This window comes from Mesorhizobium sp. WSM2561 (assembly GCF_000513915.1).
GTDB classification, from domain to species: Bacteria; Pseudomonadota; Alphaproteobacteria; order Rhizobiales; family Rhizobiaceae; genus Mesorhizobium; species Mesorhizobium muleiense.
Window position 1 is genome coordinate 161,102 of the sequence record NZ_AZUX01000002.1, and the last position, 26,900, is coordinate 188,001.

General features: G+C 63.6%; 28 protein-coding genes. 9 read left to right on the top strand and 19 right to left on the bottom strand.

The genetic code is table 11. The annotated features are described in order from the left end of the window. Positions 1 to 128 precede the first annotated feature (128 nt). The 13 genes from M727_RS0103880 to M727_RS0103940 all read right to left on the bottom strand — a co-directional run bounded on the left by M727_RS0103880 (position 129) and on the right by M727_RS0103940 (position 12,345). Positions 129 to 2,036 carry a propionyl-CoA synthetase gene (locus M727_RS0103880; protein ID WP_027151564.1) on the bottom strand — a complete coding sequence of 636 codons (1,908 nt, stop codon included), beginning with the start codon at positions 2,034 to 2,036 and terminating at the stop codon, positions 129 to 131. Between the two features lie 197 nt (positions 2,037 to 2,233). After that, entirely contained in the window at positions 2,234 to 3,220 is a 987-nt protein-coding gene (dhaK, locus tag M727_RS0103885; protein WP_027151565.1) for a dihydroxyacetone kinase subunit DhaK, read from the bottom strand. A gap of 35 nt (positions 3,221 to 3,255) precedes the next feature. Next, complete coding sequence (locus M727_RS0103890) at positions 3,256 to 3,687, bottom strand: hypothetical protein (RefSeq protein WP_027151566.1); 432 nt, start codon at positions 3,685 to 3,687, stop codon at positions 3,256 to 3,258. Between the two features lie 8 nt (positions 3,688 to 3,695). Then, positions 3,696 to 5,282, bottom strand: a complete 1,587-nt coding sequence (ptsP, locus tag M727_RS0103895) for a phosphoenolpyruvate--protein phosphotransferase (RefSeq protein WP_027151567.1) — start codon at positions 5,280 to 5,282, stop codon at positions 3,696 to 3,698. After that, positions 5,266 to 5,568, bottom strand: coding sequence for an HPr family phosphocarrier protein (locus M727_RS0103900; protein ID WP_023796727.1), 303 nt, complete (start codon positions 5,566 to 5,568; stop codon positions 5,266 to 5,268). Before M727_RS0103900 ends, ptsP begins: the two co-directional genes overlap by 17 nt. 21 nt (positions 5,569 to 5,589) lie before the next feature. Then, positions 5,590 to 5,979: a dihydroxyacetone kinase phosphoryl donor subunit DhaM gene (gene dhaM / locus M727_RS0103905; protein ID WP_027151568.1), complete on the bottom strand. Its 390-nt coding sequence runs from the start codon at positions 5,977 to 5,979 to the stop codon at positions 5,590 to 5,592. Beyond that, the gene (dhaL, locus tag M727_RS0103910) at positions 5,976 to 6,578 is read right to left on the bottom strand and encodes a dihydroxyacetone kinase subunit DhaL (RefSeq protein ID WP_027151569.1); all 603 of its coding nucleotides are present in this window, start codon (positions 6,576 to 6,578) and stop codon (positions 5,976 to 5,978) included. Before dhaL ends, dhaM begins: the two co-directional genes overlap by 4 nt. An 83-nt stretch (positions 6,579 to 6,661) precedes the next feature. Then, a complete protein-coding gene (locus tag M727_RS0103915; protein ID WP_027151570.1) occupies positions 6,662 to 7,681 on the bottom strand; it encodes an ABC transporter ATP-binding protein in 1,020 nt (339 codons plus the stop codon). Then, positions 7,674 to 8,786: an ABC transporter ATP-binding protein gene (locus M727_RS0103920; RefSeq protein ID WP_027151571.1), complete on the bottom strand. Its 1,113-nt coding sequence runs from the start codon at positions 8,784 to 8,786 to the stop codon at positions 7,674 to 7,676. The genes M727_RS0103915 and M727_RS0103920 overlap by 8 nt, the downstream gene beginning before the upstream one ends. 3 nt (positions 8,787 to 8,789) lie before the next feature. Beyond that, positions 8,790 to 8,996, bottom strand: coding sequence for a hypothetical protein (locus M727_RS0103925; RefSeq protein ID WP_027151572.1), 207 nt, complete (start codon positions 8,994 to 8,996; stop codon positions 8,790 to 8,792). Then, the gene (locus M727_RS0103930; RefSeq protein WP_027151573.1) at positions 8,993 to 9,943 is read right to left on the bottom strand and encodes a carbohydrate ABC transporter permease; all 951 of its coding nucleotides are present in this window, start codon (positions 9,941 to 9,943) and stop codon (positions 8,993 to 8,995) included. The genes M727_RS0103925 and M727_RS0103930 overlap by 4 nt, the downstream gene beginning before the upstream one ends. Continuing rightward, positions 9,940 to 10,887, bottom strand: a complete 948-nt coding sequence (locus tag M727_RS0103935) for a sugar ABC transporter permease (protein WP_036261481.1) — start codon at positions 10,885 to 10,887, stop codon at positions 9,940 to 9,942. The genes M727_RS0103930 and M727_RS0103935 overlap by 4 nt, the downstream gene beginning before the upstream one ends. Positions 10,888 to 11,013: 126 nt before the next feature. Next, positions 11,014 to 12,345 carry an ABC transporter substrate-binding protein gene (locus tag M727_RS0103940; RefSeq protein ID WP_027151575.1) on the bottom strand — a complete coding sequence of 444 codons (1,332 nt, stop codon included), beginning with the start codon at positions 12,343 to 12,345 and terminating at the stop codon, positions 11,014 to 11,016. Between the two features lie 402 nt (positions 12,346 to 12,747). Between M727_RS0103940 and hrpB the strand changes: the two genes are divergently transcribed. The 4 genes from hrpB to nhaA all read left to right on the top strand — a co-directional run bounded on the left by hrpB (position 12,748) and on the right by nhaA (position 18,674). Further along, positions 12,748 to 15,363 (top strand): ATP-dependent helicase HrpB, encoded by a 2,616-nt coding sequence (hrpB, locus tag M727_RS0103945; protein WP_027151576.1) that lies wholly within the window; start codon positions 12,748 to 12,750, stop codon positions 15,361 to 15,363. A gap of 32 nt (positions 15,364 to 15,395) precedes the next feature. Beyond that, a complete protein-coding gene (locus M727_RS0103950; RefSeq protein ID WP_027151577.1) occupies positions 15,396 to 16,721 on the top strand; it encodes an ActS/PrrB/RegB family redox-sensitive histidine kinase in 1,326 nt (441 codons plus the stop codon). A gap of 63 nt (positions 16,722 to 16,784) precedes the next feature. Beyond that, positions 16,785 to 17,348, top strand: coding sequence for an ActR/PrrA/RegA family redox response regulator transcription factor (locus M727_RS0103955; RefSeq protein ID WP_027151578.1), 564 nt, complete (start codon positions 16,785 to 16,787; stop codon positions 17,346 to 17,348). Positions 17,349 to 17,477: 129 nt separating this feature from the next. Continuing rightward, entirely contained in the window at positions 17,478 to 18,674 is a 1,197-nt protein-coding gene (nhaA, locus tag M727_RS0103960; protein ID WP_027151579.1) for a Na+/H+ antiporter NhaA, read from the top strand. Between the two features lie 224 nt (positions 18,675 to 18,898). On the opposite strand, the gene M727_RS0103965 is transcribed toward nhaA, so the two are convergent. After that, positions 18,899 to 19,399, bottom strand: coding sequence for an MmcB family DNA repair protein (locus M727_RS0103965; protein ID WP_036261485.1), 501 nt, complete (start codon positions 19,397 to 19,399; stop codon positions 18,899 to 18,901). Between the two features lie 177 nt (positions 19,400 to 19,576). On the opposite strand from M727_RS0103965, the gene M727_RS0103970 reads away from it, so the two are divergent. Continuing rightward, positions 19,577 to 19,810 (top strand): hypothetical protein, encoded by a 234-nt coding sequence (locus M727_RS0103970; RefSeq protein ID WP_027151581.1) that lies wholly within the window; start codon positions 19,577 to 19,579, stop codon positions 19,808 to 19,810. 111 nt (positions 19,811 to 19,921) lie between these two features. Then, the gene (locus M727_RS0103975; protein ID WP_027151582.1) at positions 19,922 to 20,710 is read left to right on the top strand and encodes a sulfite exporter TauE/SafE family protein; all 789 of its coding nucleotides are present in this window, start codon (positions 19,922 to 19,924) and stop codon (positions 20,708 to 20,710) included. Positions 20,711 to 20,736: 26 nt separating this feature from the next. Here M727_RS0103975 and cueR read toward each other — a convergent pair whose 3' ends face one another. Beyond that, positions 20,737 to 21,159, bottom strand: a complete 423-nt coding sequence (gene cueR / locus M727_RS35790; protein ID WP_036261399.1) for a Cu(I)-responsive transcriptional regulator — start codon at positions 21,157 to 21,159, stop codon at positions 20,737 to 20,739. 226 nt (positions 21,160 to 21,385) lie between these two features. On the opposite strand from cueR, the gene M727_RS0103985 reads away from it, so the two are divergent. Next, on the top strand, positions 21,386 to 22,003 hold the full coding sequence (locus M727_RS0103985) for a L,D-transpeptidase (protein ID WP_027151583.1): 618 nt from the start codon (positions 21,386 to 21,388) through the stop codon (positions 22,001 to 22,003). 110 nt (positions 22,004 to 22,113) lie between these two features. On the opposite strand, the gene M727_RS0103990 is transcribed toward M727_RS0103985, so the two are convergent. From M727_RS0103990 to trpS, 3 genes are all read right to left on the bottom strand, one after another. Continuing rightward, a complete protein-coding gene (locus tag M727_RS0103990; protein WP_023796710.1) occupies positions 22,114 to 22,683 on the bottom strand; it encodes a NifU family protein in 570 nt (189 codons plus the stop codon). Positions 22,684 to 22,817: 134 nt separating this feature from the next. Next, positions 22,818 to 23,309 (bottom strand): universal stress protein, encoded by a 492-nt coding sequence (locus M727_RS0103995; RefSeq protein ID WP_023796709.1) that lies wholly within the window; start codon positions 23,307 to 23,309, stop codon positions 22,818 to 22,820. Between the two features lie 88 nt (positions 23,310 to 23,397). Beyond that, positions 23,398 to 24,465, bottom strand: a complete 1,068-nt coding sequence (gene trpS / locus M727_RS0104000) for a tryptophan--tRNA ligase (protein WP_027151584.1) — start codon at positions 24,463 to 24,465, stop codon at positions 23,398 to 23,400. Positions 24,466 to 24,651: 186 nt separating this feature from the next. Here trpS and M727_RS0104005 point away from each other — a divergent pair, with 186 nt between their 5' ends. Then, entirely contained in the window at positions 24,652 to 24,897 is a 246-nt protein-coding gene (locus M727_RS0104005; protein WP_027151585.1) for a PSK operon transcription factor, read from the top strand. Further along, a complete protein-coding gene (locus M727_RS0104010) occupies positions 24,897 to 25,301 on the top strand; it encodes a type II toxin-antitoxin system VapC family toxin (protein ID WP_027151586.1) in 405 nt (134 codons plus the stop codon). The genes M727_RS0104005 and M727_RS0104010 overlap by 1 nt, the downstream gene beginning before the upstream one ends. Here M727_RS0104010 and murJ read toward each other — a convergent pair. Beyond that, positions 25,276 to 26,874, bottom strand: a complete 1,599-nt coding sequence (gene murJ / locus M727_RS0104015; RefSeq protein ID WP_027151587.1) for a murein biosynthesis integral membrane protein MurJ — start codon at positions 26,872 to 26,874, stop codon at positions 25,276 to 25,278. The genes M727_RS0104010 and murJ overlap by 26 nt on opposite strands. Positions 26,875 to 26,900: the final 26 nt, after the last annotated feature.

Here is a 26,900-nt window from a genome sequence, read left to right on the forward strand (position 1 = left end):
TGCCTTCGGAATGGCCCCCCACGCAAAGGTTTAAGGGCTATTGCTGCATTGCACAACAGACGATTGCAGTGCAGGATGAATTCGTATTCGTCCGAAGCCGCGATCCGCCTGCCGCGCTCCGAAAGCAGCTAAAGCCCGATTCCGCGTCCCTTCAGCGCCGCGGTTATTTCGTCGAGAATGACCGGATCGTCGATGGTCGCCGGCATTGTCCAGACTTCCTTGTCGGCAATCTTCTGCATGGTGCCGCGCAGGATTTTGCCGGAGCGCGTCTTGGGCAGGCGCTTGATCGTGACCACCGTCTTGAAGGCGGCGACCGGGCCGATCCGCTCGCGCACCAGCGTGACCACCTCGGTCTCAATAGTGGCGCTGTCACGCGTGACACCGGCATTCAGCACGACGAAGCCGAGCGGAACCTGGCCCTTCATCGCATCTGAGACGCCGACGACAGCGCACTCGGCAACGTCCGGATGCGCGGCCAGCACCTCCTCCATGGCGCCGGTCGACAGCCGGTGGCCGGCGACATTGATGATGTCGTCGGTGCGGGCCATCACGAACAAATAGCCGTCCTCGTCCATCATGCCGGCATCCGCCGTCTTGTAGAAGCCGGGGAATTCCTCGAGATAGGCTTGGCGAAACCGGTCATCGGCATTCCACAGCGTCGGCAGGCAGCCGGCCGGCAGCGGCAACTTGACCACGACATTGCCCAACGTGCCGCGCGGCACTTCGTGGCCGGCATCGTCGAGCACACGGATGTCGTAGCCGGGCATCGGCACCCCGGGCGAGCCGTATTTCACCGGCAGTAGCCCTAATCCGGCTGGGTTGATCGTCATCGGCGAGCCCGTCTCGGTCTGCCACCAATGGTCGATCACCGGCACGTTCAATTTCTGCTCCGCCCATTTGATGGTTTCCGGATCGGCGCGCTCGCCGGCGAGGAACAGCGTGCGGAATTTCGACAGGTCGTATTTCGGGACGAATTCGCCCTTGGGGTCCTGCCCCTTGATGGCGCGGAATGCGGTCGGCGCGGTGAACAGCGCGACCACGCCATGCTCTGATATCACCCGCCAGTAGGTTCCGGCGTCGGGCGTGCCGACCGGCTTGCCCTCGAACAGGACGGTCGTGCAGCCATGCAGCAGCGGGCCGTAGACGATGTAGGAATGGCCGACCACCCAGCCGACGTCGGAAGCCGCCCAGAACACCTCGCCCGGCTTGACGCCGAACTCGTTCTCCATCGACCATTTCAGCGCAACCATGTGGCCGCCATTGTCGCGCACGATGCCCTTGGGCTGGCCGGTCGTTCCGGACGTGTAAATGATGTAGAGCGGATCGGTCGCGAGCACCGGAACGCAGTCGACATTGGCGCCCGCGGCCCGCTCGCGGGCGACGGCGTCGGCATAGTCGATGTCGTGGTTCTCCTTTAGCTCGCAGCGCAGCTGATCGCGCTGCAGGATGAGGCAGGCTTCGGGCTTGTGCCGCGACATCTCGATCGCCTTGTCGAGCAACGGCTTGTAGGCGACGACGCGCCCGGGCTCCAGGCCGCAAGAGGCGGAAATGATCAGCTTCGGCCTGGCGTCGTCGATGCGCGTGGCGAGCTCGTGCGAAGCAAAGCCGCCGAAGACGACCGAATGCACGGCGCCGATACGGGCGCAGGCAAGCATGGCAAACGCAGCTTCCGCCACCATCGGCATGTAGATGATGACCCGATCGCCTTTTTGGACGCCGCGGTTCTTCAGCACCGACGTCAGCGCGACCACCTCGCGTTTCAATTCGGCATAGGTGAATTTCCTGACCGTGCCGGAAATCGCGCTGTCATGGATCAGCGCGATCTGATCTGCGCGGCCACCCGCCACGTGGCGGTCGACGGCGTTGAAGCAGGTGTTGCAGGAGGCGCCGCCAAACCAGCGCCCATAGACGCCGGCATTCGCATCGAAGACCGTTTCGAACGGCGAGAACCAGTCGATGGCCTTGGCCGCATCCGCCCAGAATTTTTCCGGATCGCGTTTCCAGCCGTCATAGACCTCGTGGTAGCGTGACGCCATCCAGCTTTCTCCCAGGAATGTTTCTGTCCTTGGAAATAGCGTATGCTGTTTTTGCAAGCACGTGCAAATTCGTCTTGGCGACCTCGCTTTGGTCGAAATGGACGTGACCGCCGCTTTATCGCCGCGACCGGCCACGTCGTAGAAAGCGCCTGCTTGCTTAATACTGTCCCTATAGCCGTGGCGCGGTGTTGGCCGTGCTACATCCCCCGGCGCAGCGCAGCCGTATGCACCGGTGCGTCCCACAATGCGGTCGTCTCGTCGTCGAGCATTGTCAGCGTGATCGAGCAGCCGGCCATGTCGAGCGATGTCACATAGGACCCGACCAGCGAACGGGCGACCGTCACGCCGTTTTTCTCGAAGATTTTCCGGGCGCTGTTGTACATCAGGTAGAGCTCCATCAGCGGCGTGCCGCCGAAGCCGTTGACGAAAAGCAGCGCCGGACCTTTTGCCTGGTCACCCAGATCGCCAGATATCGCCGCGCAGATCTCCTCGGCGATGGCGTCGGCGCTCTTCAACGCGTCGCGGCGGCGCCCGGGTTCGCCATGGATGCCGACGCCGAATTCCATCTCGCCGTCGCCTATATCGAAGGTCGGCCTGCCGGCGGCCGGTACGGTGCAACTGGTCAGCGCAACGCCCATCGAGCGCGTCGCGCCATTGATGCGTTCGCCAAGCGCCTTCAACGGCTTCAGCGCCATGCCTTGCTCGGCCGCGGCGCCGAGGATCTTCTCGACCACCAGCGTGCCGGCAACGCCGCGTCGGCCAGTGGTGTAGGAGGAGTTCTCGACCGCGACGTCGTCATTGGTCACCACTTGCATCACACCCTCCGACATTTCAGCAGCCATGTCGAAATTCATCACGTCGCCCTCGTAGTTCTTGACGATGAACAGGCAGCCGGCACCGGTGTTGACCGCCTCCGCGGCCGCCATCATCTGGTCCGGCGTCGGCGAGGTGAACACCTGGCCGGGGCAGGCGGCATCCAGCATGCCATGCCCGACCAGCCCGCCATGCAGCGGCTCGTGGCCAGAGCCGCCCCCGGAAATCAGCGCTACCTTGCCGGGCTTGAGTGTCCTGCGGCGCACGAATTTATGCTCGTCGCCAAGCAAAAGGATGTCGGCATGGGCGGCAACGAAGCCGTCGAGGCTTTCGGTCAGCACCGTGTCCACAGAATTCAGAAACTTCTTCATGGCCGTCTCTCCCGAAATAGCTGAACGTGGCGCGACTATGTCCCGCCCTTGCCGGCGATGCTGGTGATCTTCTGGATGAAATCGTTGACCGCCCTGTCGAGCGCCGTGTTCTGTTTGTCGTCGCCGAAATCGGGAACGATCAGCGAAACATGCCGCGTCTTGCGCATGCCGGATGCCAGCGACATTTTTCCCGGATGCGCCTGATGGTAGGCGGCAAGAAAATGGTCGCGTTCGGCCGGGCTGAAATGGCAGACGGCGAAAATAGCCGGCAAATGTTTTGACGGGATCGGGATCGAGTAGGCCGGACTGGAAATCTGGGTGACGAAGCTGCGATGCTTGCCCAACGCGTCGGCGAGGCGCTGGCGCATGCCGGACGGGCGCTGGTCGAGGACCTGCGACAGGATCGTCTTATAGGCGCGGATCGCCTCTTCGGAACCGGCTTTAGGCGTCTTCTTGGTTTCGGCCATGCCGGTGCCTAGATCGAGACGTCCGCAATGGCCGCCTTGGCCATTGCGAGCTGGGCGGGAACCACGGAAAGGTCGCGCAGGCCGGCCTCGATCAGCGCCGGGATCGCCGCCGGATCGCCGCCGGCGTCGCCGCACAGGCTGACCGGAATCTTCTGCGCGCGGCCGAACGCCGCAACCGAGGCGATCAGCCGAAGCACGGCCGGGTTCCTGACCGAATTGAGATGCGCGACCGACGCGTTGTCGCGCGCCGCCGCCATCACATACTGGGTCAGGTCGTTGGAGCCGATCGAGAAGAAGGCGACCTCGGCAAACGCCTCAGGAGCGATCGCCACCGACGGCACCTCGACCATGATGCCGAGCGGCGGCATTTTTTGCGCGACGCCGCGCGCCGCAAGCGCGGCCTGCTCTTCCGCGAAGAGCGCAGCTGCTCGCTGATACTCGTCCCACACTGCGATCATCGGGAACATCACCTTGAGATTGCCATGCAAGGCGGCACGCAGCAGCGCCCTGATCTGCACCCGAAAAACCTCCGGTCTCGCCAGCGATAGCCTGATGCCGCGCAGGCCGAGAAACGGATTGCCCTCTTCGACGGTGAAGCCCGGCACCGGCTTGTCGCCGCCGGCGTCGACGGTGCGAATGGTCACCGGTTTGTCTTCAGCCCATTCGAGCACCTTGCGGTAGGCGCGATACTGCGTTTCCTCGTCCGGCAGCGTCTTGCCGAACAGGAACTCGGTCCGCATCAGCCCGACGCCATCGCAGGTCGAGACATCGATACCGTCGACATCGGACGGATCGGCGATGTTAACCTGCACCCGCACCGCAGCGCCGGCTTTCGTCACTGCCGGCCGAGCCAAAAAAGTTTCTGCCCTGTCGCGACGTGCCGCGAAAGACGACGACGATTGCCGGAACGCCTCGACCTCTGCCCTTGTTGGCCTCAACACGATGCCGCCGTGCTCGGCATCGAGCAGGGCGACGCCGGCAAGATGAGCCGGCGAAGCACCGAGCCCCACGATCATAGGCACGCCGCGCGAGCGCGCCAGCATGGCGACGTGGCTGGCGGTACTGCCCGCCTTCAGCGCAATGCCGCCGCCGGCGCTCCAGTCGGTTTCGAGAAAGCGCGTGGGCGCGATGTCCTCGCCGTAGAAGATGGCGCCTGTCGGCGCGGCAGCCGCGCTGTCCGCGGTCAGCGCGCGAAGCACTTGGTCTCTGATGTCGCGCATGTCGGCGGCGCGTGCCCGGAAATAATCCTGATCCGACGTTTCGTAGCCGACAATTTCGGCGTCAAGCGCCTGCCGCCATGCCGCATCGGCCGGCTGGCCGGCGGCAATCGCGGCATAGGCCGGGCCGGTCAGCGCATCGTCCTCCAGCATGGCGAGCTGGAATTCGAGAATGTCGGCGGCATCGCCCTCGGTTGCCTGGATCAGCTTGGCAAGCCGGCCTGTCGCTGTGCCGATTGCCGTTTCGAGCGCGAGCCTCTCGTCAGCTGCGGTCGCTTTACCTTTATAGCGCGCGACAACCGGCTCGAGGTTGAACAGCGGCCCTTCGGCATAGCCGGCCGAAGCCGGGATCCCCTTCAGCTTAAGCGGTTCGGGCATGGTCCACGCCCTCGTCGAAGTCGCGCCGCACCAGTTCGACGAGCGCGCCGACCGCCTCGCCGGCACCGTCGCCCTTGGCTCTGATATGCAGCACCGTGCCTTTCGGCGCCTTGGCCGCCATCACCTTGACGATGCTCTTGGCGTCGAACCAAGGACCGTTGGCGGCGAGCGCAACTTCGACTTCGGCCGAAAACGTCTTGGCGAGCTTGGTGAATTTCACCGAAGGGCGCGCATGCAGGCCGACCTCATGGGTGATCAGAACGGTCGCTTCTGCGGATGCGGACATTGAGTCAAAATTCCTGTTCATTCACGATGGCGACAATTCGTGTGCCGTCGCCACCACTTCCCTGAGCGAGGCGCCGCCGGACGCCTCCGTCGCCGCCATCACCGCGCCCTCGACGATCGGCGCGTTGCAGACGATGATCTTGTGCGCGCGCGGCTCGCCGATCATCTCGACCGCCATCTCGCTGTTGGTTTCGGCGCCGCCAAGATCGACAAGTATAGCGACACCTGCCTCCGACCAGGCCTTGTCGATCGCGCCCATGATCGCCTCGACATTGGTTCCCAGCCCGCCATGGCCGTTTCCGCCGCACCATGCAAGCGGCACTTCGTCGCCGACCATCTGGCGCACCATGTCGGCCGTGCCCTCGGCGACCAGCGGTGAATGCGATACGATGACGATGCCGACATTGCTCATGCTTGCCCCTCGATGGTCTCGGTGACAGCCCGCACCAGAAGCGCGGTCGAGCGTGCCCCGGCATCCATATGGCCGATGGAGCGATCGCCGAGAAACGAGGCGCGCCCGCGCAAGGCCTTCATCGGCACGGTGGCATCGGCAGCACTGTCCGCGACATCGGCGATTTCCGATCCGGTCTTTCCCTGCAGCAGGGCGTCATGCACCGGTTGCAGCACGTCGAGCATGGTCTTCTGCCCGACCTGCGACTTGCCCCTCGCTGCCACCGCCTCGATCGCCTTGCCGAACGCCGCCATCAGGTTGGCGCGATCCGGCTCTACGGAAATTTCCTTGCCGAGCGCCATGAACAGCGTCCCGAACAAGGGGCCCGAAGCCCCGCCGACGGTCATTACCAGCTTGGTGCCGATCGCCTTCAGAGCGTCCGGCAGCGGCTTTGTCGCGAACGTGTCCGCCTCGGCGCGCACTGCCTCGAAGCCGCGCTTCATGTTCAGCCCATGGTCGCCGTCGCCAATTGCCTGGTCGAGCCTAGTCAGCTCTTCGGCGTGAGCGGCAATCGTGTCGGCGGTGACTGATATCAGCGTCTTCAGGTCAAGCTTGTTCATCGTCCCGGTCTTGTCCAGTGTCGCAGTCTTGTCCAGTGACCCGCTCTTTTCCAGTGTCCCGTTCTTTTCCAATGTCCCGGGGCTCATCGGTTTGCAATCCTGTTTCCCGCCTGGTCGAAGAACAGCGGCGCCCGGTAGCGGATAATCACCCTGTCGCCTTTTTCCAATTGGATGTCGGGGTCGGTCAGCGTCACCAGCTTTCTGCTTCCCACCGTCACATGCAGGTGGTTCTGGTCGCCCAGATGCTCGACCCAGTTAACAACGCCGTCGGCGGGGCCATTCGATGCCTTGCCGATCGACAGATGTTCTGTACGCGCGCCGATCGTTTTGGTTCCCGCCGGCATGTCGCCATCCGGCAGCAGGCCGGTCGGCAACAGATTGATCGCCGGCTGGCCGAGCCTTGCGGCGACATGAACGTTTGCCGGCTCCGAGTAGATGGTGCGTGGCGTGCCGATCTGCGCCAGCACGCCGTCGGCGAGAATGCCGATGCGATCGGCCATCGTCATCGCTTCGATCTGGTCGTGCGTGACATAAAGCATGGTGGCGCCGACCCCGGCCTGGATGCGCTTCAGTTCGAGCCGGAGATCGGCGCGCAGCTTGGCATCGAGCGACGACAGCGGCTCGTCCATCAGATAGATCGAGGGCTTGCGCACCAACGCGCGCCCGATGGCGACGCGCTGCATCTCGCCGCCGGAAAGTTTGGTGGAGCGGTTGTTCAGCTTGTGGTGGATACGCACCATCTTGGCCACATCCTCGACGCGGCGGCGCACCGAGTCCTCGCTCAGCCGCCGCGCAGGCGAGCGCAGCGGAAAGGCCAGATTGTCGAAGACCGACAGATGCGGATAAAGCGAATATTGCTGGAAGACGAAGGCGGTGTCGCGCTCGGCCGGCGACAACATTGTCGCATCGCGGCCGCCGATATGGATCGAGCCCGTATCCGGCCGTTCCAATCCGGCGATAAGTCTGAGCGTCGTCGTCTTGCCGGCCCCGGTCGGGCCGAGCAGCACGACGAATTCGCCGTCGGCGACGTGCAGATCGAGAGTGTCCACGGCGACATGTTCGCCGAAGCTCTTGGTCACGCCTTTGATCTGCACGTCAGCCACGATGCGCTCTTCCCTGGGAAGCCCCGTCATGGATTGCGGTTCGCACCGCGCGGCCGGAGCCCTTCTCGAACAGCGACAGCCGCGTGCTGCTCAGCGTCAGGCCGACCTGGTCGCCTGGATTGAGCCGGATTTCGGCCGGCACCCGCGCCTTGATGATGCCGCCGGACGTCTCCACCGCGACGATCTGCGTGGTGCCGAGATATTCGGTGCCATAGATGGCGCCGCGCAGCTTCGAAGCGTCGTCGAAGCGGATGTGTTCCGGTCGGATGCCGAGCGCCATGTCGGCCGGCGCGATGTCCTCGCGCACCTCCGGCACTGCCACTTTGGCGCCTTGCACCACAATCTCGCTGGCGCCCTTTGAAAGCCCGCCGCCGAAGCCGAGAAAATTCATCGGCGGCGAGCCGATGAAATCGGCGACGAACATGGTCGCCGGCCGGTCATAGATTTCGCGGGGCGTGCCGAACTGTTCGATGACGCCGTGGTTCATCACCGCGATCTTGTCGGCCATCGACATCGCTTCCATCTGGTCATGCGTGACATAGACCGTGGTGGCGTGGATGCGGTTGTGCAGTTCGCGCAGCTCATGCACCATGAGATCGCGAAATTCGGTGTCGAGCGTGCCGAGCGGCTCGTCCATCAGGAAGCATTTTGGCCGTCGCACGATGGCGCGGCCGAGCGCTACGCGCTGGCGATCGCCGCCGGCAAGACCGGAGACCGACTTGTTGAGCAGATGGTCGATGCGCAACAGCTTCGCCGTCTCTTCGACGCGCCGGCGGATTTCGATGCCTGGCGTGCCTTGCGCCAGCAGCGGGAAGCCGATGTTCTTGCGCACATTCATATGCGGATAGAGCGCGAACAGCTGGAAGACGAAGGCGATGTCGCGCTCGCGGGCACGCCGCATGGTGACATCCTCGCCACCGAGCAGGATCTTGCCGCCGGTCGGCAGTTCGAGCCCGGCAATCATGCGCAACGTCGTCGTCTTGCCGCAACCCGACGGCCCCAGCATGACGAAGAACTCGCCATCCCCGACGACGAAGTTGGAATCCTGCACGGCTACGAAATCGCCGAATGCCTTTCTCAGATGCTCGACCCTGATCTCCGCCATCGTCTACTCCGGAAACTTCGAGACGATGATGAACATCGCCGTGCCGGCCAGCATGGTGATGAACGAATAAGTGTAGAGCGACAGCGCGAAGGGCTGGAACAGCATCAGGAAGCCAATGGCAATGATTACCGTGGCGATATTCTCCATCAATCCGCGCCTCGCCCAGACCGGCCAGCGCGACTTGCGTTTTGCGGGTTGGGTCATGCTCATTTGCGCACCGCGCCGAAAGTGATGCCGCGCAGCAACTGCTTGCGAAGCAGGATGGTGAACACCAGGATCGGCACCAGGAAGATCGTCGTGCCCGCGGCGACCGCCGGCCAGTCCTGGCCGCCTTCGCCGATGATGGTCGGGATGAAGGGCGGTGCGGTCTGCGCCGTGCCCGAGGTCAGCAGTGCGGCGAAGGCATATTCGTTCCAGGCGAAGATCAGGCAGAAGATGGCGGTCGCGGCCATGCCGGTGGTCGCCTGCGGCAGCACGGTGCGCCAGAAGGCCTGCAGCCGCGTATATCCGTCGATCATCGCCGCTTCTTCGTACTCGCGCGGGATCTCGTCGATGAAGCCCTTCAGCAGCCACACGGCGAGCGACACATTGACCGCCGTATAGAGCAGGATCATGCCGAGCGCGGTGTCCGACAGGCCAATCTCGCGATACATCAGGTAGATGGGAATAGCGACCGCGATCGGCGGCATCATGCGCGTCGACAGGATGAAGAACAGCAGGTCGTCGGCCAGCGGCACCTTGAAGCGCGAGAAGCCATAGGCCGACAATGTGCCGAGGAACACCGCGCAAAAGGTCGAGCCGAAGGCGATGATCAGCGAATTGACGAAGCGCGGCATGAAATTGGACGGGCCGGCGATCACCATGTTGCGCTTGCGCACTGTCTCATCGCAGATGCCCGTCGCCGGTCCCAGCGCGTTGATGTATTCCGGTGTCTGCCGGGTGCGGGTCGAGAACAGATTGCAGTAGCCCTCGAGGCTCGGCTGGAACAGGATTTTTGGCGGATAGGCGATCGAGTCCGGCGGCGTCTTGAAGCTGGTGGCGAAGATCCACAACAGCGGCACGATCGAGATCAGCGCGTAAAGCACGATAATTGTGCCGGCGACGCGCTTCGAAATCGCGGAGGGTGCGACAACAGAATGGGCTGACGTCAGGCTCATCTCTGCTTCACCTTGTTGAGCGCCTTGACATAGATGTTGGCCAGCCCGAACACCGCAACGAACAGGATTATGGCGAAGGCCGAGGAATAGCCGGTCCGCCAGCTTTCGAAGGCCTGCCGCTTCAGCGTGATCGAGGCGACCTCGGTGGTCGATCCCGGTCCGCCGCCGGTCAGGAGGTTGACCATGTCGAACATCTTGAAGTTCTCGATGCCGCGGAACAGTACCGCCAGCATGATGAAGGGCAGCGCCATCGGCAGCGTGATCGACCAGAACTGCCGCCAGTTGGAGGCGCGGTCGACCTCGGCAGCCTCATAGATGTATTCGGGGATCGAGCGCAGGCCGGCGAGACAGATCAGCATCACGTAAGGCGTCCACATCCAGGTGTCGACGATGACGATCGACCACGGCGCCAGCGACACGTTGGAGAGCATGCCGATCTGCGTTGCCGGAATGCCGGTGACGAACGAGATGGCATAGGCGAACAGCCCGATCTGCGGCTCGTAGAGGAAGCGCCAGAAATTGCCGACCACTGCCGGCGACAGCATCATCGGCACCATAATGATGGTCGTCCAGAAGGCGTGGCCTCGAAACTTTCGATCGATCAGCCAGGCCAGGGTAAAACCGATCAGCGTTTGCAGCAGGATGGTCCAGAACACGAAATGCGCCGTCGTCTGCATGGCGATCCAGATGTCCTGGTCGCCGAGGATGCGCTTGTAATTTGCAAGGCCGACATTCCTGACCACCTCGTTGGGACGGTTGGCGCGGTAATTGGTGAAGGACAGATAGATCGCCCAGAACAGCGGGAAGATGTTGATGGCGAGCAGCAACAGGATCGTCGGCGAGATGAACAGCCAGGCGAGGCCCTTGTCGCTGATGCCCCGGACCTTGCGGGCCAACGGCTCAGGCGTAGCCCGGGCAACGCTGTCCGCAGTCCGATTGAGCATGGTCAGTCCCGCTTCGGTCACTTGGGTCGTCTCGACAGTGGAATTTATCTGAACTGTGTCCCGTGCCAAGGGCGGCACGGGACACGCGGTCGTGGCTCGGGAGGAGCCGGTTAGGTCTTGCCCCAACTACATCTTGCCGTCGTCCTGGAAGACCTCGGTCCAGTCCTTGACCAGGCCATCAAGTGCATCCTTGGCCGAACCCTGGCCGGCGACGACATAATCATGGAAGCGCTTCTGCGACGCCTGCAGCAGCGGCGCATAGCTGGGCTCTGCCCAAAAATCCTTCACGATGGCCATGGAGTCGAGGAAGGTCTGCGCGTAAGGCTGGCTGGCCGGGAAGCCTGGATCCTTGACGACCGCGTTGAGGCAGGAAAAGCCGCCGAGCGACCACCATTTGGCCTGAACATCCTTGTTGGCGAACCACTTGATGTATTTGAGCGCAGCCTCCTGCTTGTCGGAGTAAGAGACCACCGAGATGCCCTGGCCGCCAAGCTGGGCGAATTGATCGCCGTCGGGCCCCTTGGGATTGGCGAAATAACCTATCTTGTCGCCGCCGACATTTTCGTCCTTCTGCAGGCCTGGCCAGGTAAAGGCGAAGTTCATGTGCATCGCCACCTGGCCGGATTTGAAGGCGTCGACGCCTTCGCCCATGTAGCTGTTGGAAGCCCCGGGAGGCGTGCAGCAGTCATAGAGCGCCTTGTAGAACTCAAGACCCTTCACCGATTTCTCGGAGTTGACGAAACCGTCCATCTCGTATGGCTTGTCGGGATTCTCATATTTGAAACCGAAGCTGTAGAGCCCGTCCATGGCGCCCATGGTGATGCCTTCGGAGCCGCGCTCGGTATAGATCGATGCGCCATAGACCGTCTTGCCGTCGATCTCGCGCTTCTGGAAAAACTCGGCGATCTGCTTCAGCTGGTCGAAGGTCGTCGGCGCTGCGAGATCCCAGCCGTACTTTTCCTTGAATTCCTTCTGCAGTTCCGGCTTGGAGAACCAGTCCTTGCGATAGGTCCAGCCGACCACGTCGCCCATGGCCGGCAGCGCCCAGTAATTCGGCGAGTTCTTCGGCCATTCGGAGTAGCCGACGACGGTCGCTGGCACGAAGTCGTCCATGCTGATCTTCTCCTTGTCGAAGAAGTCGTTCAGCTTGACGTAGTGGCCGTTCTCGGCCGAGCCGCCGATCCACTGGCTGTCGCCGATGATCAGGTCGCACAGCTTGCCCTTGGAATTCAGTTCGTTGAGGAAGCGATCGGCATAGTTGGTCCACGGCACGAATTCGAATTTCATGCCGATGCCGGTTTCCTTGGTGAAATCCTTGGACAATTCGACAAGCGCGTTGGCCGGGTCCCAGGCTGCCCAGCAAAGCGTCAGATCTTCAGCCTGCGCGACATTCGAAACGGCGGTCGACGCAAACATCGCCGATGTCAGTTCCAACGTCAGTTTCAAGGTCGATTTCATGCCTTCCTCCCATTTGCGAAACGCGCCCGGATGACGGTTTCAAATAACCTCAAACCCCTCCTCAGGGGTCTAAACATGACGACGCGGTTAAGCGGTGGATGTTTAGTAATTTGTTTAGTGATGCAATTTTTACTAAACAACGCAAGCGAATTCGTCGCTGCGCTGCAGCATAATTTGCTTGTATCTGGGCGGTGATCCTGGCCGCGCCGTTCTATCAGGAAATATCCCGACTTCCTGTCGCTCCTCGGCCGCGTCATCGTCGGTGGCTTCCGCCTTTGACTATGGCGAGGAGGTGGACCCGCTTTGAGTTGGTCCGTTGCCCGGTTGCGCGGCGACCGCCACCGCTGATATGCGGGGCGCGACCGACCTGCCGCGAGATTGGATGGATGCATCCCTGAAACAATGACCAGAAAACCCTTGCCAGAGCTTCCGGTCTCCGCCGTGCTGCCGGCGCTCGGTGAAGCGCTCGGCCATGGCAACAGTGCCGTGCTGGTGGCGCCGCCCGGCGCCGGCAAAACGACGCTGGTACCGCTGGCGCTGCTCGATGCAGCATGGCTCGGCACGGGGAAGATCATTCTGCTCGAGCCGCGCCGGCTCGCTGCCCGCGCTGCCGCCCGCCGCATGGCCGAACTGCTCGGCGAGGAGCCCGGCGAAACGGTCGGCTATGCCATGCGGATGGAGAACCGCGCTTCTGCGAGGACCAGGATCCTTGTCGTCACCGAAGGCGTGCTGTCGCGGATGATCCTCGACGATCCGGAGTTGCCCGGTGTCTCGGCGGTATTCTTCGACGAGTTCCACGAGCGCTCGCTCGACGGCGATTTTGGTCTGGCGCTGGCGCTCGATGTGCAAGGTGCGCTGCGGACCGATTTGCGATTGCTGGTCATGTCGGCGACGCTCGACGGCGCGCGCGTCGCTCGGCTGCTTTCCGGCGCCCCGGTGATCGAGAGCGAAGGCCGCGCCTTTCCCGTCGACATCCGCTACGACGAGCGGCCGGCCGGCATCGCCATCGAGGACGCGATGGCCAACGCAATCCGCGCGGCCCTTGCCGAGGAGAGCGGCAGCGTGCTCGCCTTTCTGCCCGGCCAGCGCGAGATCGAGCGCACCGCCGAGCGGCTGCAAGGCCGCGTCAGTGCCGACACCGACATCGTGCGGCTCTATGGCATGCTCGACAACAAGGCGCAGGACGCCGCGATCAAGCCGGCGCCGTCCGGCCGCCGCAAGGTGGTGCTGGCGACCTCGATCGCCGAGACCTCGATTACCATCGACGGCGTGCGCGTCGTCATCGATTCCGGCTTGTCCCGCCTGCCGCGCTACGAGCCGGCCAGCGGCCTGACGCGGCTGGAGACGGTGCGGGTCAGCAAAGCCTCCGCCGACCAGCGCGCCGGCCGCGCCGGCCGCACGCAGCCCGGCGTCGCCGTCCGGTTGTGGCGGACCGAGCAGACCGCGGCACTTCCCGCCTTCACGCCGCCGGAAATCCTCGAGGCGGACCTTTCCGGACTTCTGCTCGATTGCGCCGCCTTCGGTGTCGCCGATCCGTCGAGCCTCTGCTTCCTCGATCCGCCGCCGGCCCCGGCACTCAACGAGGCAAGGGCGCTGCTTCGCGCGCTCGACGCCATTGACGAGGCAGGGCGACTGACGCAATCGGGTGCTGCGATGCGCAGGCTGGCACTGCCTGTGCGGCTGGCTCACATGGTCGCCGAGGTGGCAAACACCGGCCGGGCGTTCGAAGCGGCCATGCTCGCCGTGCTGCTCACCGAGCGTGGCCTGGGCGGCGACGGCGCCGACCTCGAACGGCGGCTGCTTCGGTTCCGATCCGAAAGATCGCCGCGCGCCACCGCCGCCCGGCAACTCGCCGAGCGGCTGGCGAAACAGGCTTCACCCTCCCCTTCGAGGGGGACCGAAGGACGGGCGAGACCCGTGGTTCGCCCCGGTATGTCGATCCGCGAAGCGGATCGGGGTGGGATTGGGTCGGGCACGCCATCGCCGACCCCACCCCGTCTCCCTCGCCTTGCTGGGCAAGGCTCACTCGCCGACCCTCCCCTCGGGGGGGAGGGCAGCGCCGGCGCTCTCCTCATTCATGCCTGGCCGGACCGCGTCGCCAGGGCGCGCGGAGAGCGCGGCCGTTTCGTGCTGGCCAACGGTTCAGGCGCCATGCTCGACGCCGCCGACCCGCTGGCGGGCGAAACCTGGCTTGTCGTCGCCGATCTGCAGGGCAAGGCGCAGAACGCCCGCATTACGGCAGCGGCGGCGATAGACGAAGCCGACATTCGCGCTTCGCTCGCCGATAAGATCGAGACAAACCGCGAAACCAGTTTCGACCGCGACAGGCGTGCGGTGCGTGTGCGTGAAACCGTTCGCCTCGGCGCCATCACCCTGTCCGAACGCATGCTGCCGGCGCCGGCCGGCATCGCCGCCGATCGCGCCATCCTTGACGCCCTGCGCCAACACGGGCTGTCGCTTTTGCCGTGGGGCAAGGAGGCCGAAACGCTGCGCCAACGGCTCGGCTGGCTGCATCGCGGTCTTGGCGCGCCCTGGCCAGATGTTTCCGATGCGGCGCTCATCGACCGCCTCGACGACTGGCTGCTGCCCTTCCTTTCCGGCGCGGCGTCCTTTGCCGCGATCGATCCGGGCGTGCTTTCGGTCGGCCTCATGGCATTGGTGCCGCACGATCTGCAGCGCCGGATCGAGGCGCTGGCGCCGACCCATTTCGACCCTCCATCCGGCAGCCGCGTGCCGATCCGCTATGACGGTGAATGGCCGGTGCTGGCGATCCGCGTCCAGGAGCTGTTCGGTCTGGACCGGCATCCCGCGATCGCCAACGGCGCGGTGCCGCTGACGCTCGAGCTATTGTCACCGGCGCACCGACCGATCCAGACGACGCGTGACCTACCCGGTTTCTGGCGCGGCTCCTGGGCCGATGTGCGAGCCGAGATGCGTGGCCGCTATCCCCGGCATGTCTGGCCGGAGAACCCGCTTCTCGCCACCGCCACCAGCCGCGCCAAACCGCGGGGGACCTAGCCTTTCTCCTTTTCCGGCTATAATCCTTGGCCATGATAAACATCCTGCGGGCGCCCGACTTCCAGCAAAGCCAGCGGCTGCGCCTCAACACGCTGATAAGGCTGCGCTGGCTTGCCATTGTTGGCCAGAGTCTGACGGTCCTTGTCGTTGCCTATGGGCTGAAATTCCCGCTGCCGGTCAGTCTCTGCTTCGCGCTGATCGCCTGTTCGGCCTGGATGAACCTGCTGCTGACCTTCCGTTATCCGGCGGCGCATCGGCTGACCCCGCTGCAGGCTTTCGCCATCCTGACCATCGACAGCCTGCAGCTTGCCGGTCTGCTCTACCTGACTGGCGGGCTCACCAACCCGTTTTCAGTGCTGGTCACCGTGCCCGTGGTCATCTCGGCGACGTCGCTGCCGCTGCGCCTGACCGCCATCCTCGGCGCGCTGGTGATGGTGACGGCGAGCCTGCTGGTGTTCTTCCATCTGCCGCTGCCCTGGTACGAGGGCGCGCCGCTGGAGATGCCGTTCATTTACGTCGCCGGCATGTGGATGGCGGTGTTTTCCTCGATCGCCTTCACCGCGATCTACGCCTTCCGCGTGGCCGAGGAAGCCCGGCTGCTCGCCAACGCGCTTGCCGCCACCGAGCTGGTGCTGCAGCGCGAACAGCATTTGTCGGCGCTGGACGGCCTTGCCGCTGCCGCCGCGCATGAGCTCGGCACGCCGCTCGCCACCATCACGCTTGTTGCCAAGGAGATGGAGAAGGCGCTCCGCAATGACCCGAAATACGGCGAGGACGTGACGCTGTTGCGCTCGCAGAGCGAGCGTTGCCGCGAGATCCTCAAACGCCTGACCAGCCTGTCCTCCGAGGGCGAGGCGCATCTCTCCCGCCTGCCGCTGACCTCGCTGGTCGAGGAGATGACCGCCCCGCACCGCGATTTCGGCATCTCGATCAAGGTTCTCCCCGGCGAGCGCATCGGCCCCGAACCGGTGGGACGGCGCAATCCCGGCGTCATCTACGGCCTCGGCAATCTGGTCGAGAACGCCGTCGATTTTGCCCGCAAGAGCGTCACCGTGCGCTGGAGCTGGAACGAGGCAACGGTCACCTTCTCGATCACCGACGACGGGCCGGGCTTTCCTCCCGAAATCATCGATCGCATCGGCGAGCCCTATATGTCGACACGCCAGGGCACCGAGGCCGGTGGCGGCCTCGGACTGGGGCTGTTCATCGCCAAGACCCTGCTTGAACGCTCGGGCGCCACGCTCGATTTCCGCAATTCAAACGAGCCGGGCGAGGGCGCCGTCGTGCGGATATCGTGGCCGCGCAGCGTCTTCCTCAATCCTGAATCGGCTTCGGCCACCATGTTTGACACGGCTTGAATTGGACAATAGCGCTCCAAAACTATATCTGCGTAAAATTCGGGCAGCAGGAATGTCAAGACGATGAATGGCGACGAAACGATTGGCGCAGTGGTTGAGGGCGAGGACACCTCGCTGCTGATCGTCGACGACGACAGGCCATTCCTCACGCGCCTTGCCCGCGCCATGGAGACCAGGGGTTTCGTGGTCGAGACGGCCGAGAGCGTCGAGGAGGCCGTGGCCAAGGCGCGCGCCAATCCGCCAGCCTACGCGGTGGTCGACATGCGGCTCGCCGACGGCAACGGCCTCGACGTCGTCGCCGCCATCCGCGAGAAGCGCGACGACGCCCGCGCCGTCATCCTCACCGGCTATGGCAACATCGCCACCGCGGTTACGGCGGTGAAGCTCGGGGCCATCGACTATCTGTCGAAACCGGCCGATGCCGACGAGGTTTTCGCGGCTCTTACCCGCACTGCGGGCGAACGCGCCGCGCCGCCTGAAAACCCGATGTCTGCCGACCGCGTGCGCTGGGAGCACATCCAGCGCGTCTACGAAATGTGCGACCGCAACGTCTCCGAGACGGCGCGCCGGCTCAACATGCATCGCCGCACGCTGCAGCGGATACTCGCCAAACGCGCGCCCCGCTAACGCCTGACCGTCCTTTGCGCCCCCAAGGTCGCGCGGCACTGTAGGAACTGCCCTGCCATCGGCGGTTGCGCATCATCGCACAGGGTGATGTTGTCCCTGCCGGCGGGTAGGCGATACGATGGAGACGACATGCAGGACCAGAAGCCGCGGCCGATCTCCATCTTTCGCGAATTCCTGGCCAGCGAGGCGGCAGGCGGCATCGTCCTGATGGCAGCCGCGGCATTGGCGCTGGTCGTCGCCAATTCGCCGCTGGCCGAAACCTATTTCGACGCCCTTCACGCCTATCTGGGACCGCTCAGCGTATCGCACTGGATCAATGACGGCCTGATGGCGGTGTTTTTCCTGCTGGTCGGCCTGGAGATCAAGCGCGAGATGCTGGACGGCCAGCTCTCGACCTGGCCACGCCGCGCTCTGCCCGGCATCGCCGCTGCCGGCGGCATGCTGGTGCCGGCGCTTGTCTATGTCGCCATCAACCGCGACAATCCAGCCGCCCTGGCCGGTTGGGCGATCCCGACCGCCACCGACATCGCCTTTGCGCTCGGCGTGCTGTCGCTGCTCGGCAGCCGCGTGCCGGGGTCGCTGAAGGTATTCCTCACCGCGCTCGCCATCATCGACGACCTTGGCGCCGTCATCATCATTGCGGTGTTCTACACGAGCGGCCTGTCGCTCGCCTATCTCGGCGCCGCCTTCGCCGTCATCACTCTGCTCATCGTGCTCAACCGCATGAAGGTGCTGACGCTGCTGCCCTATCTCCTGCTCGGCGCCGTCCTGTGGGTGCTGGTGCTGAAATCGGGCATCCATGCCACGCTCGCCGGCGTGGCGCTGGCCCTGACCATACCTTTGAAAGTCTCCCCGGGCGTCGGACAAGATCTCGACCATTCGCCGCTGCATCGGCTTGAGCACGGCCTGCACAGAATAGTGCCGTTTGTCGTCATCCCGATCTTCGGCTTTGCCAATGCCGGTGTTTCGCTGGCCGGCCTGAGCGCAGCCGCCCTGGTCGAGCCGCTGACGCTGGGCGTCGCCGCCGGCCTCGTCGCCGGCAAGCTGGTCGGCGTGTTCGGTTCTTCTGCGCTCGCCATCCGGCTCGGCCTCGCCGGTCTGCCGGTCAACGCCGGCTGGCTGCACATGGTCGGCATTTCGCTGCTCTGCGGCATCGGCTTCACCATGAGCCTGTTCATCGGCCTGCTCGCCTTCGCCAGCAATGTCGAGCTCCAGGACGCGGTCAAGGTCGGCATCCTCGCCGGCTCCTTCATCGCCGCCATCCTCGGCGCCGCCGTGCTGCTGTTGGCGCCTGCGGCGAATGGGATGGACGAAGAGGAAGAGTAGCCGACGAACGTCGCGCCGCCCCTCATTGCCCTGCCGGGCATTTCTCCCCGTATAGAGACGGGGAGAAAGACGCCTTCGCAAAGGATTTCGCCAATTTCCAGCGTTGCAGAAAGTGCGCCAAGGTTGCGGCCAGCTCCCTTCTCCCCGTCACTCTACGGGGAGAAGGTGCCGGCAGGCAGATGAGGGGCAGCGCGAAGGGTTAAGGAAGAGCACAAACGTTCCAGCTACTCGCTCTCGCCCTCCAGCGCCGGCACCGCCACACCGGCGAGTTCCGCCGCCAGCAGCCGCGCTGCTCCGGCCCGCGCGATCCTCAGCATCAGCGCCTTGCGCGTTGCCGCCGCCATGCGGTGCTCGGGCGCATCGCGCAGGATTTCGGCGCCGTAGCCGTCGGAAAGGATAAAGCCGCATTCGTGCGGAAAGATCTCCGAGGGCACGCCGGGATGGGTAGCGAAGAAGAACCGGTCGGAATGCAGCCGGTAATCCGGCCATTTGCGGTCGACCCTGAAATCCTCGATCGAGGACTTGATCTCGATGATCCAGATGTCGCCCTGGCGGGTCAGCGCGACGAGGTCGGCGCGGCGCCCGGTCGCCAGCGACAGCTCGGGCAGCACATGCGCGCCCATCTCCCTGAGCAGCCGCTGCACGCCGCGCCGAACCAGCATCGCGCGCTCCGACTGGCGGCCATCGATCAGCGGATTGAGAGGAATCGGTGAGATAATTGGCATGGCGGCATCATGCCAGATTTTGTTCACGGTTTGAACCTGTTTTCTGGGAGGCACCCAAGGCGCGCTTGAAATGTGGTTTTTGCGTGAAATCTTGGTACTCGAACGGACACCGCACGTTCCACACATTAGCCATATGAGATACTGTGCGAATGCGGGTGGCTTTAGGGAGTGTGGATGATGAACGCGGACGAGATGCAGGCGTTAGCCGACACCCTGATGCGGGTCGTGACGCCTGACATGGCACCCAAGCAATTGATCAAAGCGGCCAGGAAGGAACACCCGAACGCGTCAAAGAAGGACATCGCCCGTGCGGCCTTCTTCTCGATTATCGCCAACGCCGAAGAAGACCACGGCAAGGCAAGGAACCTGCAGGCATTCGCCATAGCCGAGCGTGTGGATGGTACTTCTTGATCGGCACTGTAGCTGGATCAATCATCGACCCTCCGCCGATAATGATTGCATGGCCAAACCCAATCTGGAAAACGGCTAGCTTTCCGGGTCTCGCCACGGCATAGCGGTTCAATGGTTGAGCGACGTGGCCTTGGTGCATTTGCAGTTGGAACTGGCGTCGGTTCACTTGGCGGCTTGATCGGGCTTGGCGGTGCAGAGTTTCGTCTGCCGTTCCTGATCGGTCTGTTTCGATTTGCCGCCCTTGAAGCCGTTATCTTGAACAAGGCCGCCAGCTTGGTGGTCGTCGCTGCAGCGCTGCCATTCCGGGCCACCACGGTGCCGCTAGCCTCGGTGGCCGCACAATGGCCGATCATACTCAATCTCCTGGCCGGCAGCCTTCTGGGCGCTTGGTTTGGCGCAGGATGGGCAACCCGCCTCCAGTCCGCGGCGCTTTACAAGGTGATTGCCGCACTGCTGATCCTAATCGCGATTGTCCTGGTTTTCGGCCATGATCCAGATGCTGCAGGATTGCAATTTGTCACCGAAGCCGCATTGATCGTTGCCGGGATCATTGCAGGGTTTGCCATCGGCGTCGTGGCATCCCTGCTCGGCGTGGCAGGCGGTGAACTGCTCGTCCCGACACTTGTGCTTCTGTTCGGTGCCGACATCAAGCTGGCGGGCTCTCTATCGCTGGCGGTAAGCCTGCCGACGATGCTGGTCGGCTTCACCCGTTATAGCCGCGACCAGAGCTTTTCGGTCATCGGCAGGAACAAGGCGTTCTTGCTGGCCATGGCTGGCGGTTCGATTGTCGGGACATATATCGGCGGGCAGTTGCTTGGCGTGGTCCCCGAGCAAATCCTGCTCCCGCTGCTGGCGGCAATTCTGGTGATCTCAGCCTACAGGATCTGGCGGCACGAATAGCACCACCTAGCCTAGCCGCGCAACCTTCACACCTGTGCGGGAACGACTTTGTCAGATGGCAAAACCGCCCCCGCAATATCGTCCAGGATCGGGCAGTCCGGCCGGTCATCGCCGTGGCAGGCATGGATCAGCTTCTGCAGGGTCGAGCGCATCGACTGCAATTCGCGCACCTTCTCCTCGATTGCCGTCACATGCGCGGCGGCGATCTCGCGCACGTCATGGCTGGCGCGGCTGCGGTCCTGGTAGAGCGCCATCAGCTGACGGCAGTCGTCGATGGAAAAGCCGAGATTGCGCGCGCGGCGCAGAAACGTCAGCCGGTGGATGTCGTCGCCCGAATAGTCGCGGTAGCCGTTGCCGGCGCGCTGCGGGCGGATCAGGCCGATCTCCTCATAGTAGCGAATGGTCTTGGCCGGCAGGCCGGAACGCTGGGCGGCATCTCCGACATTCATGATTGGTTCCCTAACTTCCGGCGGCCTGGCGGACCGCCCCATTGAATTTCCTACATAATCTTATGAGTGCCGTTGCCGAAAAGCCACAGCTGCGGACTTACCGGCATGTAAGCTCCTGCATATAGGCATCGCCCGCTTGGCAAGCAAAGCAAATGCCAGCATGAATGATGGCGACAAGGCGGCCGTCTCGTGCCGCTATCTTTCGGGCGGGGCATCGGACCTTTTCATGCGCATGAAGTCATTCGCAATCGTCGCCGCACTTGCGCTGTCGACGGCTATTGCTGGTTGCAGCACCATCGGCTCGCAGATATTCACCAACAACTATGGCCCGATGACCGATGCGGGCTATCAACTGCCGCGCATTCCGATCGAAAAGGTGCCGTTCAAGTACCGCCGGCAGATCGTGAGCTACGACACCGGTGAAAAGCCGGGCACCATCGTCGTCGATACGCAGAACAAGTTCCTCTATTATGTCATGGGCGGCGGCGAGGCGATGCGTTACGGCATCGGCGTCGGCCGCGAGGGTTTTGAATGGCGCGGCACCGCCCGCATCGCGGCGAAGCGCGAATGGCCGACCTGGACGCCACCTTCGGCGATGATCAAGCGCCAGCCGGAACTCGCCAAATTTGCCGGCGGCATGGATCCCGGATTGACCAACCCGCTCGGCGCGCGCGCCCTGTATCTGTTCAACAAGGGCGGCGATTCAGGCTACCGCCTGCATGGCAGCCCGGAGTGGAACTCGATCGGCAAAGCGATGTCGTCGGGCTGCATTCGGCTGATGAACCAGGACATCATCGACCTTTACGACCGCACCTCCGTCGGCGCCAAGGTCATCGTTCTCTAGAACTCATACGCGGACCGTCTAGGCAACAACTGACGTCCCAAAACAAAAAACCGGGCAATTTGGCCCGGTTTTTTGTGTCGCGCGAAGGCGCGAATTGACGTCCTTTGATCTTAAGAGACCTGTTCGACCTGCTGCACCTCAGGCACAAAATGCCGGAGCAGGTTCTGGATGCCGTGCTTCAGCGTCGCCGTCGACGACGGGCAGCCGGCGCAGGCGCCCTTCATGTGCAGGAACACGGTGCCGTTCTCGAAGCCGCGGAAGGTGATGTCGCCACCGTCCTGGGCGACCGCCGGACGCACCCGCGTGTCGAGCAGTTCCTTGATGGTGATGACCAGTTCCTCGTCGGCCTTGTCGTAGAATTCGCCGGTCTGGCTGGTCTCGGCGGCGGGGCCGGCCCTGGCCATGACCGGCGCGCCGGACATGAAGTGCTCCATGATGGCGCCGAGGATCGCCGGCTTCAGATGCTGCCAGTCGGGGCCGTCCTTGGTCACGGTGACGAAATCATAGCCGAAGAAGACGCCGGTCACGCCGGGGATCTCGAACAGCCGGCCGGCCAGCGGCGAAGCCGCGGCAGCGCTGTCGGCATCGCGGAAATCGGCGGTGCCTTCGACAAGCACTTCCTTGCCGGGCAGGAACTTCAATGTCGCCGGATTTGGCGTCGATTCGGTCTGGATGAACATGGTCGTCTCCGAGCCCGTTCGGGCATATAGTTTGGAATAATTCTAAATAGGCCCTATCGGCAGGACATTCAAGCGAAAGCCATCGCCGGAACGGCTGGCTGGAAGAATGTTTTTGCGGTCTTCTGCAACACACCTTAGGCGAGGCTGTCGATTTCTTCGTCTGACAGGTTCTGCGGTACCACTGTCACCGGGATCGGGAAGGCGGCGCCCTTGCCGGCGACCGCGCCGACCAGCGGCCCCGGCCCCTCCTTGCCGGCGCCGGCCGCCAGCACGAGGATGGCGATATCCTGGTCCTCCTCGATCAATTTGTGGATCTCTTCCGTCGGCTTGCCTTCTCGCACCACCAGTTCCGGCTCGATGCCGAGTTTTTGGCGCACCTTGTTGGCATAGCTGTCCAGTGCGGCGCGCGCGGTGGCGGTAGCCTCCTCGCGCATGATCTTCTCGACACCCAGCCAATGCTGGAAATCGTCCGGCTCGATCACATAGAGCAGCACCAGCACGCCGCTGGTGCTCTGCGCGCGCTTCGAGGCGTATACGACGGCCCGTTCGCATTCGGGCGTGTCGTCGATGATCGCCAAAAACTTGCGGCGATGGCCGGCTTCGCGGCTGAGGCGTTTGGAGACCATATTCTACCTTCGATGGTTTCGGTCGCAATCTGCCACCGCCACAGCCCGGCCGCAAGCGACCGGCGGATGTAGCGATATTGGCTGCAGATTAACCCTGCAGCAGGCCGATGATGTCGCGCACGGTCTTCATCGTCGCCTCGGCCAGCAGGCCGGCCCGCTCGCCGCCATCCCTGAGCACCGCATCGACATAGGCGCGATCGTCGGAAATGCGGCGCATTTCGCCGGCGACCGGCGCCAGCTTTTCTACCGCGAGGTCGGCCAGCGCCGGCTTGAACACCGAAAACTGCTGGCCGCCGAACTCTTTCAGCACCGCCTCCTTCGAGATCTCGGCGAGACCCGCATAGATGCCGACCAGGTTTTCGGCTTCCGGCCGGCCGGCCAGGCCGTCCAATTCGCCAGGCAACGCCTCGGGGTCGGTCTTGGCCTTGCGGATCTTTTTCGAGATGCTGTCGGCATCGTCGGTCAGATTGATGCGCGACAGGTCCGACGGATCCGACTTCGACATCTTCTTCGAGCCGTCGCGCAGCGACATGATGCGCGCCGCCGGTCCGCCGATGATCGGTTCGGTCAGCGGGAAATAACCGTTCACGGTCTCCTCGCCGACCTTCATCTCGACGCCGACGCCAAGGCCGGCAATGCGGTCCGAAAAGTCGTTGTTGAATTTTTGCGCGATGTCGCGTGTCAGTTCCAAATGCTGCTTCTGGTCATCGCCGACCGGCACATGGGTGGCGCGATAGACGAGAATGTCGGCCGCCATCAGGCTCGGATAGGCGAGCAGACCAAGCGAGGCGTTCTCGCGGTCCTTGCCGGCCTTGTCCTTGAACTGCGTCATCCGGTTCATCCAGCCGATGCGGGCGACGCAGTTGAAGATCCAGGCAAGCTCGGCGTGCTGCATGACCCGCGACTGGTTGAAGACGATGTGCTTCGTCGGGTCGATGCCGGAGGCGAGAAACGCCGCGGTGATCGCGCGCGTCTGGTCCTTGAGATCCTCATGGACAAGCTGCGCTGTCAGCGAATGCAGGTCGACGACGCAATAGATGCAGTCGGAGGTGTCCTGCAGGGCGACGAATTTCTTGATGGCGCCGAGATAGTTGCCGAGGTGCAGATTGCCGGTCGGCTGGACGCCGGAAAAAACGAGGGGCTTGAAGGCGGTCATATGTCCTCATGGCTTGTGGAGGGCCGTTTCGCGCGCGGCGAAAGTCTTTCGACGGCGCGCTTATGGACGAGAGCGGGGAGCGGATCAAGAGGCCGGTGGCGATCAGCACAGATTGCGAATATTGACAAAATCGTGTAGATAGCTACATAATTTCAACTACTTTAGCGTGAATAAGGCAAGAAGTGAATGACGATCAACATAAGCAACAAGGAGGCAGACAGCTTGACGCGTGCCTTCGCGAAGGTCGAGGGCGTCGGCATTACCGAGGCGATTGTGATCGCTATGCGTGAAGCTCTGGAGCGCCGGCGTAATCGCGAGACGCCGCTGGAGACGGCGGCACGGCTCCGGGCCGAGTTCGGGATTGAGCTGAGCGAGCAGGCGCGTAACCCGCTGCCGCGCTCGGTTTATGACGAATTGTCCGGCGAAGACTGATGTTCGTTGACGCAGCCGCTATCGTCGCGGTGCTGAGCGACGAAGCCGAAGCCCAGCGCTGCGCGCACGCGGTCATGGAGGCGTCGGCTCCGTTCACGTCGGCGATCGCCGTTTGGGAAGCCGCGATGGCGCTTTCTCGATCGGAAAAGCTGGCCATACCGGTCGCCGTAAGCCTGAAGATAGTTAGCCGTTTTCTCGAAGAGCGGGCAATTGCCCTGCGGGAGCTTCCGCCGGCCTCTGACGCAACATCTCTGTCCGTTGAGGCGGCGTCGCGGTTTCGCAACAACGCTATCCGCCTGAACATGGCTGACTGTTTCCACTACGCTTGCGCGCGCTACTACGCCGTTCCGATGCTTTCGACGGCGGACGAATTCCGGCTTACGGATCTGGAGACTGTCCCCTGACAGGCGGTGATCCCTTCCGCGCCATACTGCGCCGGATCATGCCGAAATCGGCGCCGCCGATGGCGAAGGCGGTGACGAAGTAAAGCAGCGCCCCGCCGGCGACCAGCCCAAGCAGGGTTGCAGTCTTTACCACCAGCGGCGAGCCCGAAGCCAGTTGGGCGGCGAACCAGTGCTCGGCAAAATACAGCGCCGCCGCCATCACCGCCGCCGACAGCACCAGCCGTGGGACGCGTCTCAAGAGCGGTACGTCGCGGCCCCAATGGCCGCGCCGGATCAGCACGCCGAGCAGCATCAGCGCATTGACCCAGCCGGCGACGGCCGAGGCGACGGCGATGCCCGGCGCGCCCATCTGCGGAAACAGCGTCAGCGCGGTGGTGATGTTCACCGCCACCGAGATCGCGGCGAAGATCATCGGCGTGCGTGTGTCCTCGCGAGCGAAATAGCCGGGGGTGAACGCCTTGATCAGCACGAAGGCCGGCAGCCCCAAGCCGAAGATCGCCAGGATCGCCGCCACGATCGGCGTCGAGTTGTTTGCGGCAAATGCTCCGCGTTCGTAGACCAGCCCGACGATCGGCTCCGCCATGACCAGCAGTGCCGCCGCCGCCGGCAAGGTCAGGAACAGCGTGAACTCCACCGACCGGTTTTGCAGATTGGCCGCCTCGATCAGATTGCCCGACTTCAGCGCCCGTGACAGTTCGGGCAGAAGCACTATGGCGACGGCGATGCCGACGACGCCGAGCGGCAGCTGATAGATGCGATCGGCATAGGCGAGCGACGACACCGCGCTGTCCTGCGCCGAGGCGATTGCGGTGCCGATCAGCTGGTTGATCTGGGTGATGCCGCCGGTGATCGCCGCCGGCAGCGCCAGGATCAGCAGCCGCTTGACATTGGGCGTCATCCTTGGCCGGCGAAAGCCGATCGAGATGCCGGCATGGCGCACCGCCACCCAGACGATCGCCAGTTGCACCAGCCCCGCCGCCAGCACGCCCCAGGCCAGTGCGAAGCCAACGGTGCGCGCGTCCGATCCCTTGTGCCAGGCATAGGCGAGCACGCCGATCAGGATGACGTTTAGGAACACCGGCGCCACCGCGGCGGCGAAATAGCGGCGCAGCGAATTCAGCATGCCGGCCATCATGGCGCCGAGCGACATGCAGATCAGATAGGGAAACATGATGGTCGCGAGCCGGACCGTCATCTCGAACTTTCCCGGCGAGTCGGCAAAGCCCGGCGCCACCAGGTAGCGCACGATCAGCGGCATCGCCAGTTCCATGGCGATGGTCAGCGCCAGCAGCGCCGTGAACAGCACGCCGAACACCTCTTCGGAAAAGCGCTTGGCGCCATCGGTGCCGTGGGTTTCGATCTCCTTGGCGAAGAGCGGCACGAAGGCGGCGTTGAAGGCGCCTTCGGCAAACAGCCGGCGGAAGGTGTTGGGAAACTGGAAGGCGGCGTTGAAGGCGTCGGCGATCGGCCCGGTGCCGAGCGCGGCCGCCATCAGCATCTCGCGGCCGAAGCCGAGGGCCCGGCTCATCAGCGTGCCGGAAGCGACCGTCGCGAACTTTTTGACAAGGCTCATGCGTCTGGAGACTGCCTGCAGGATTG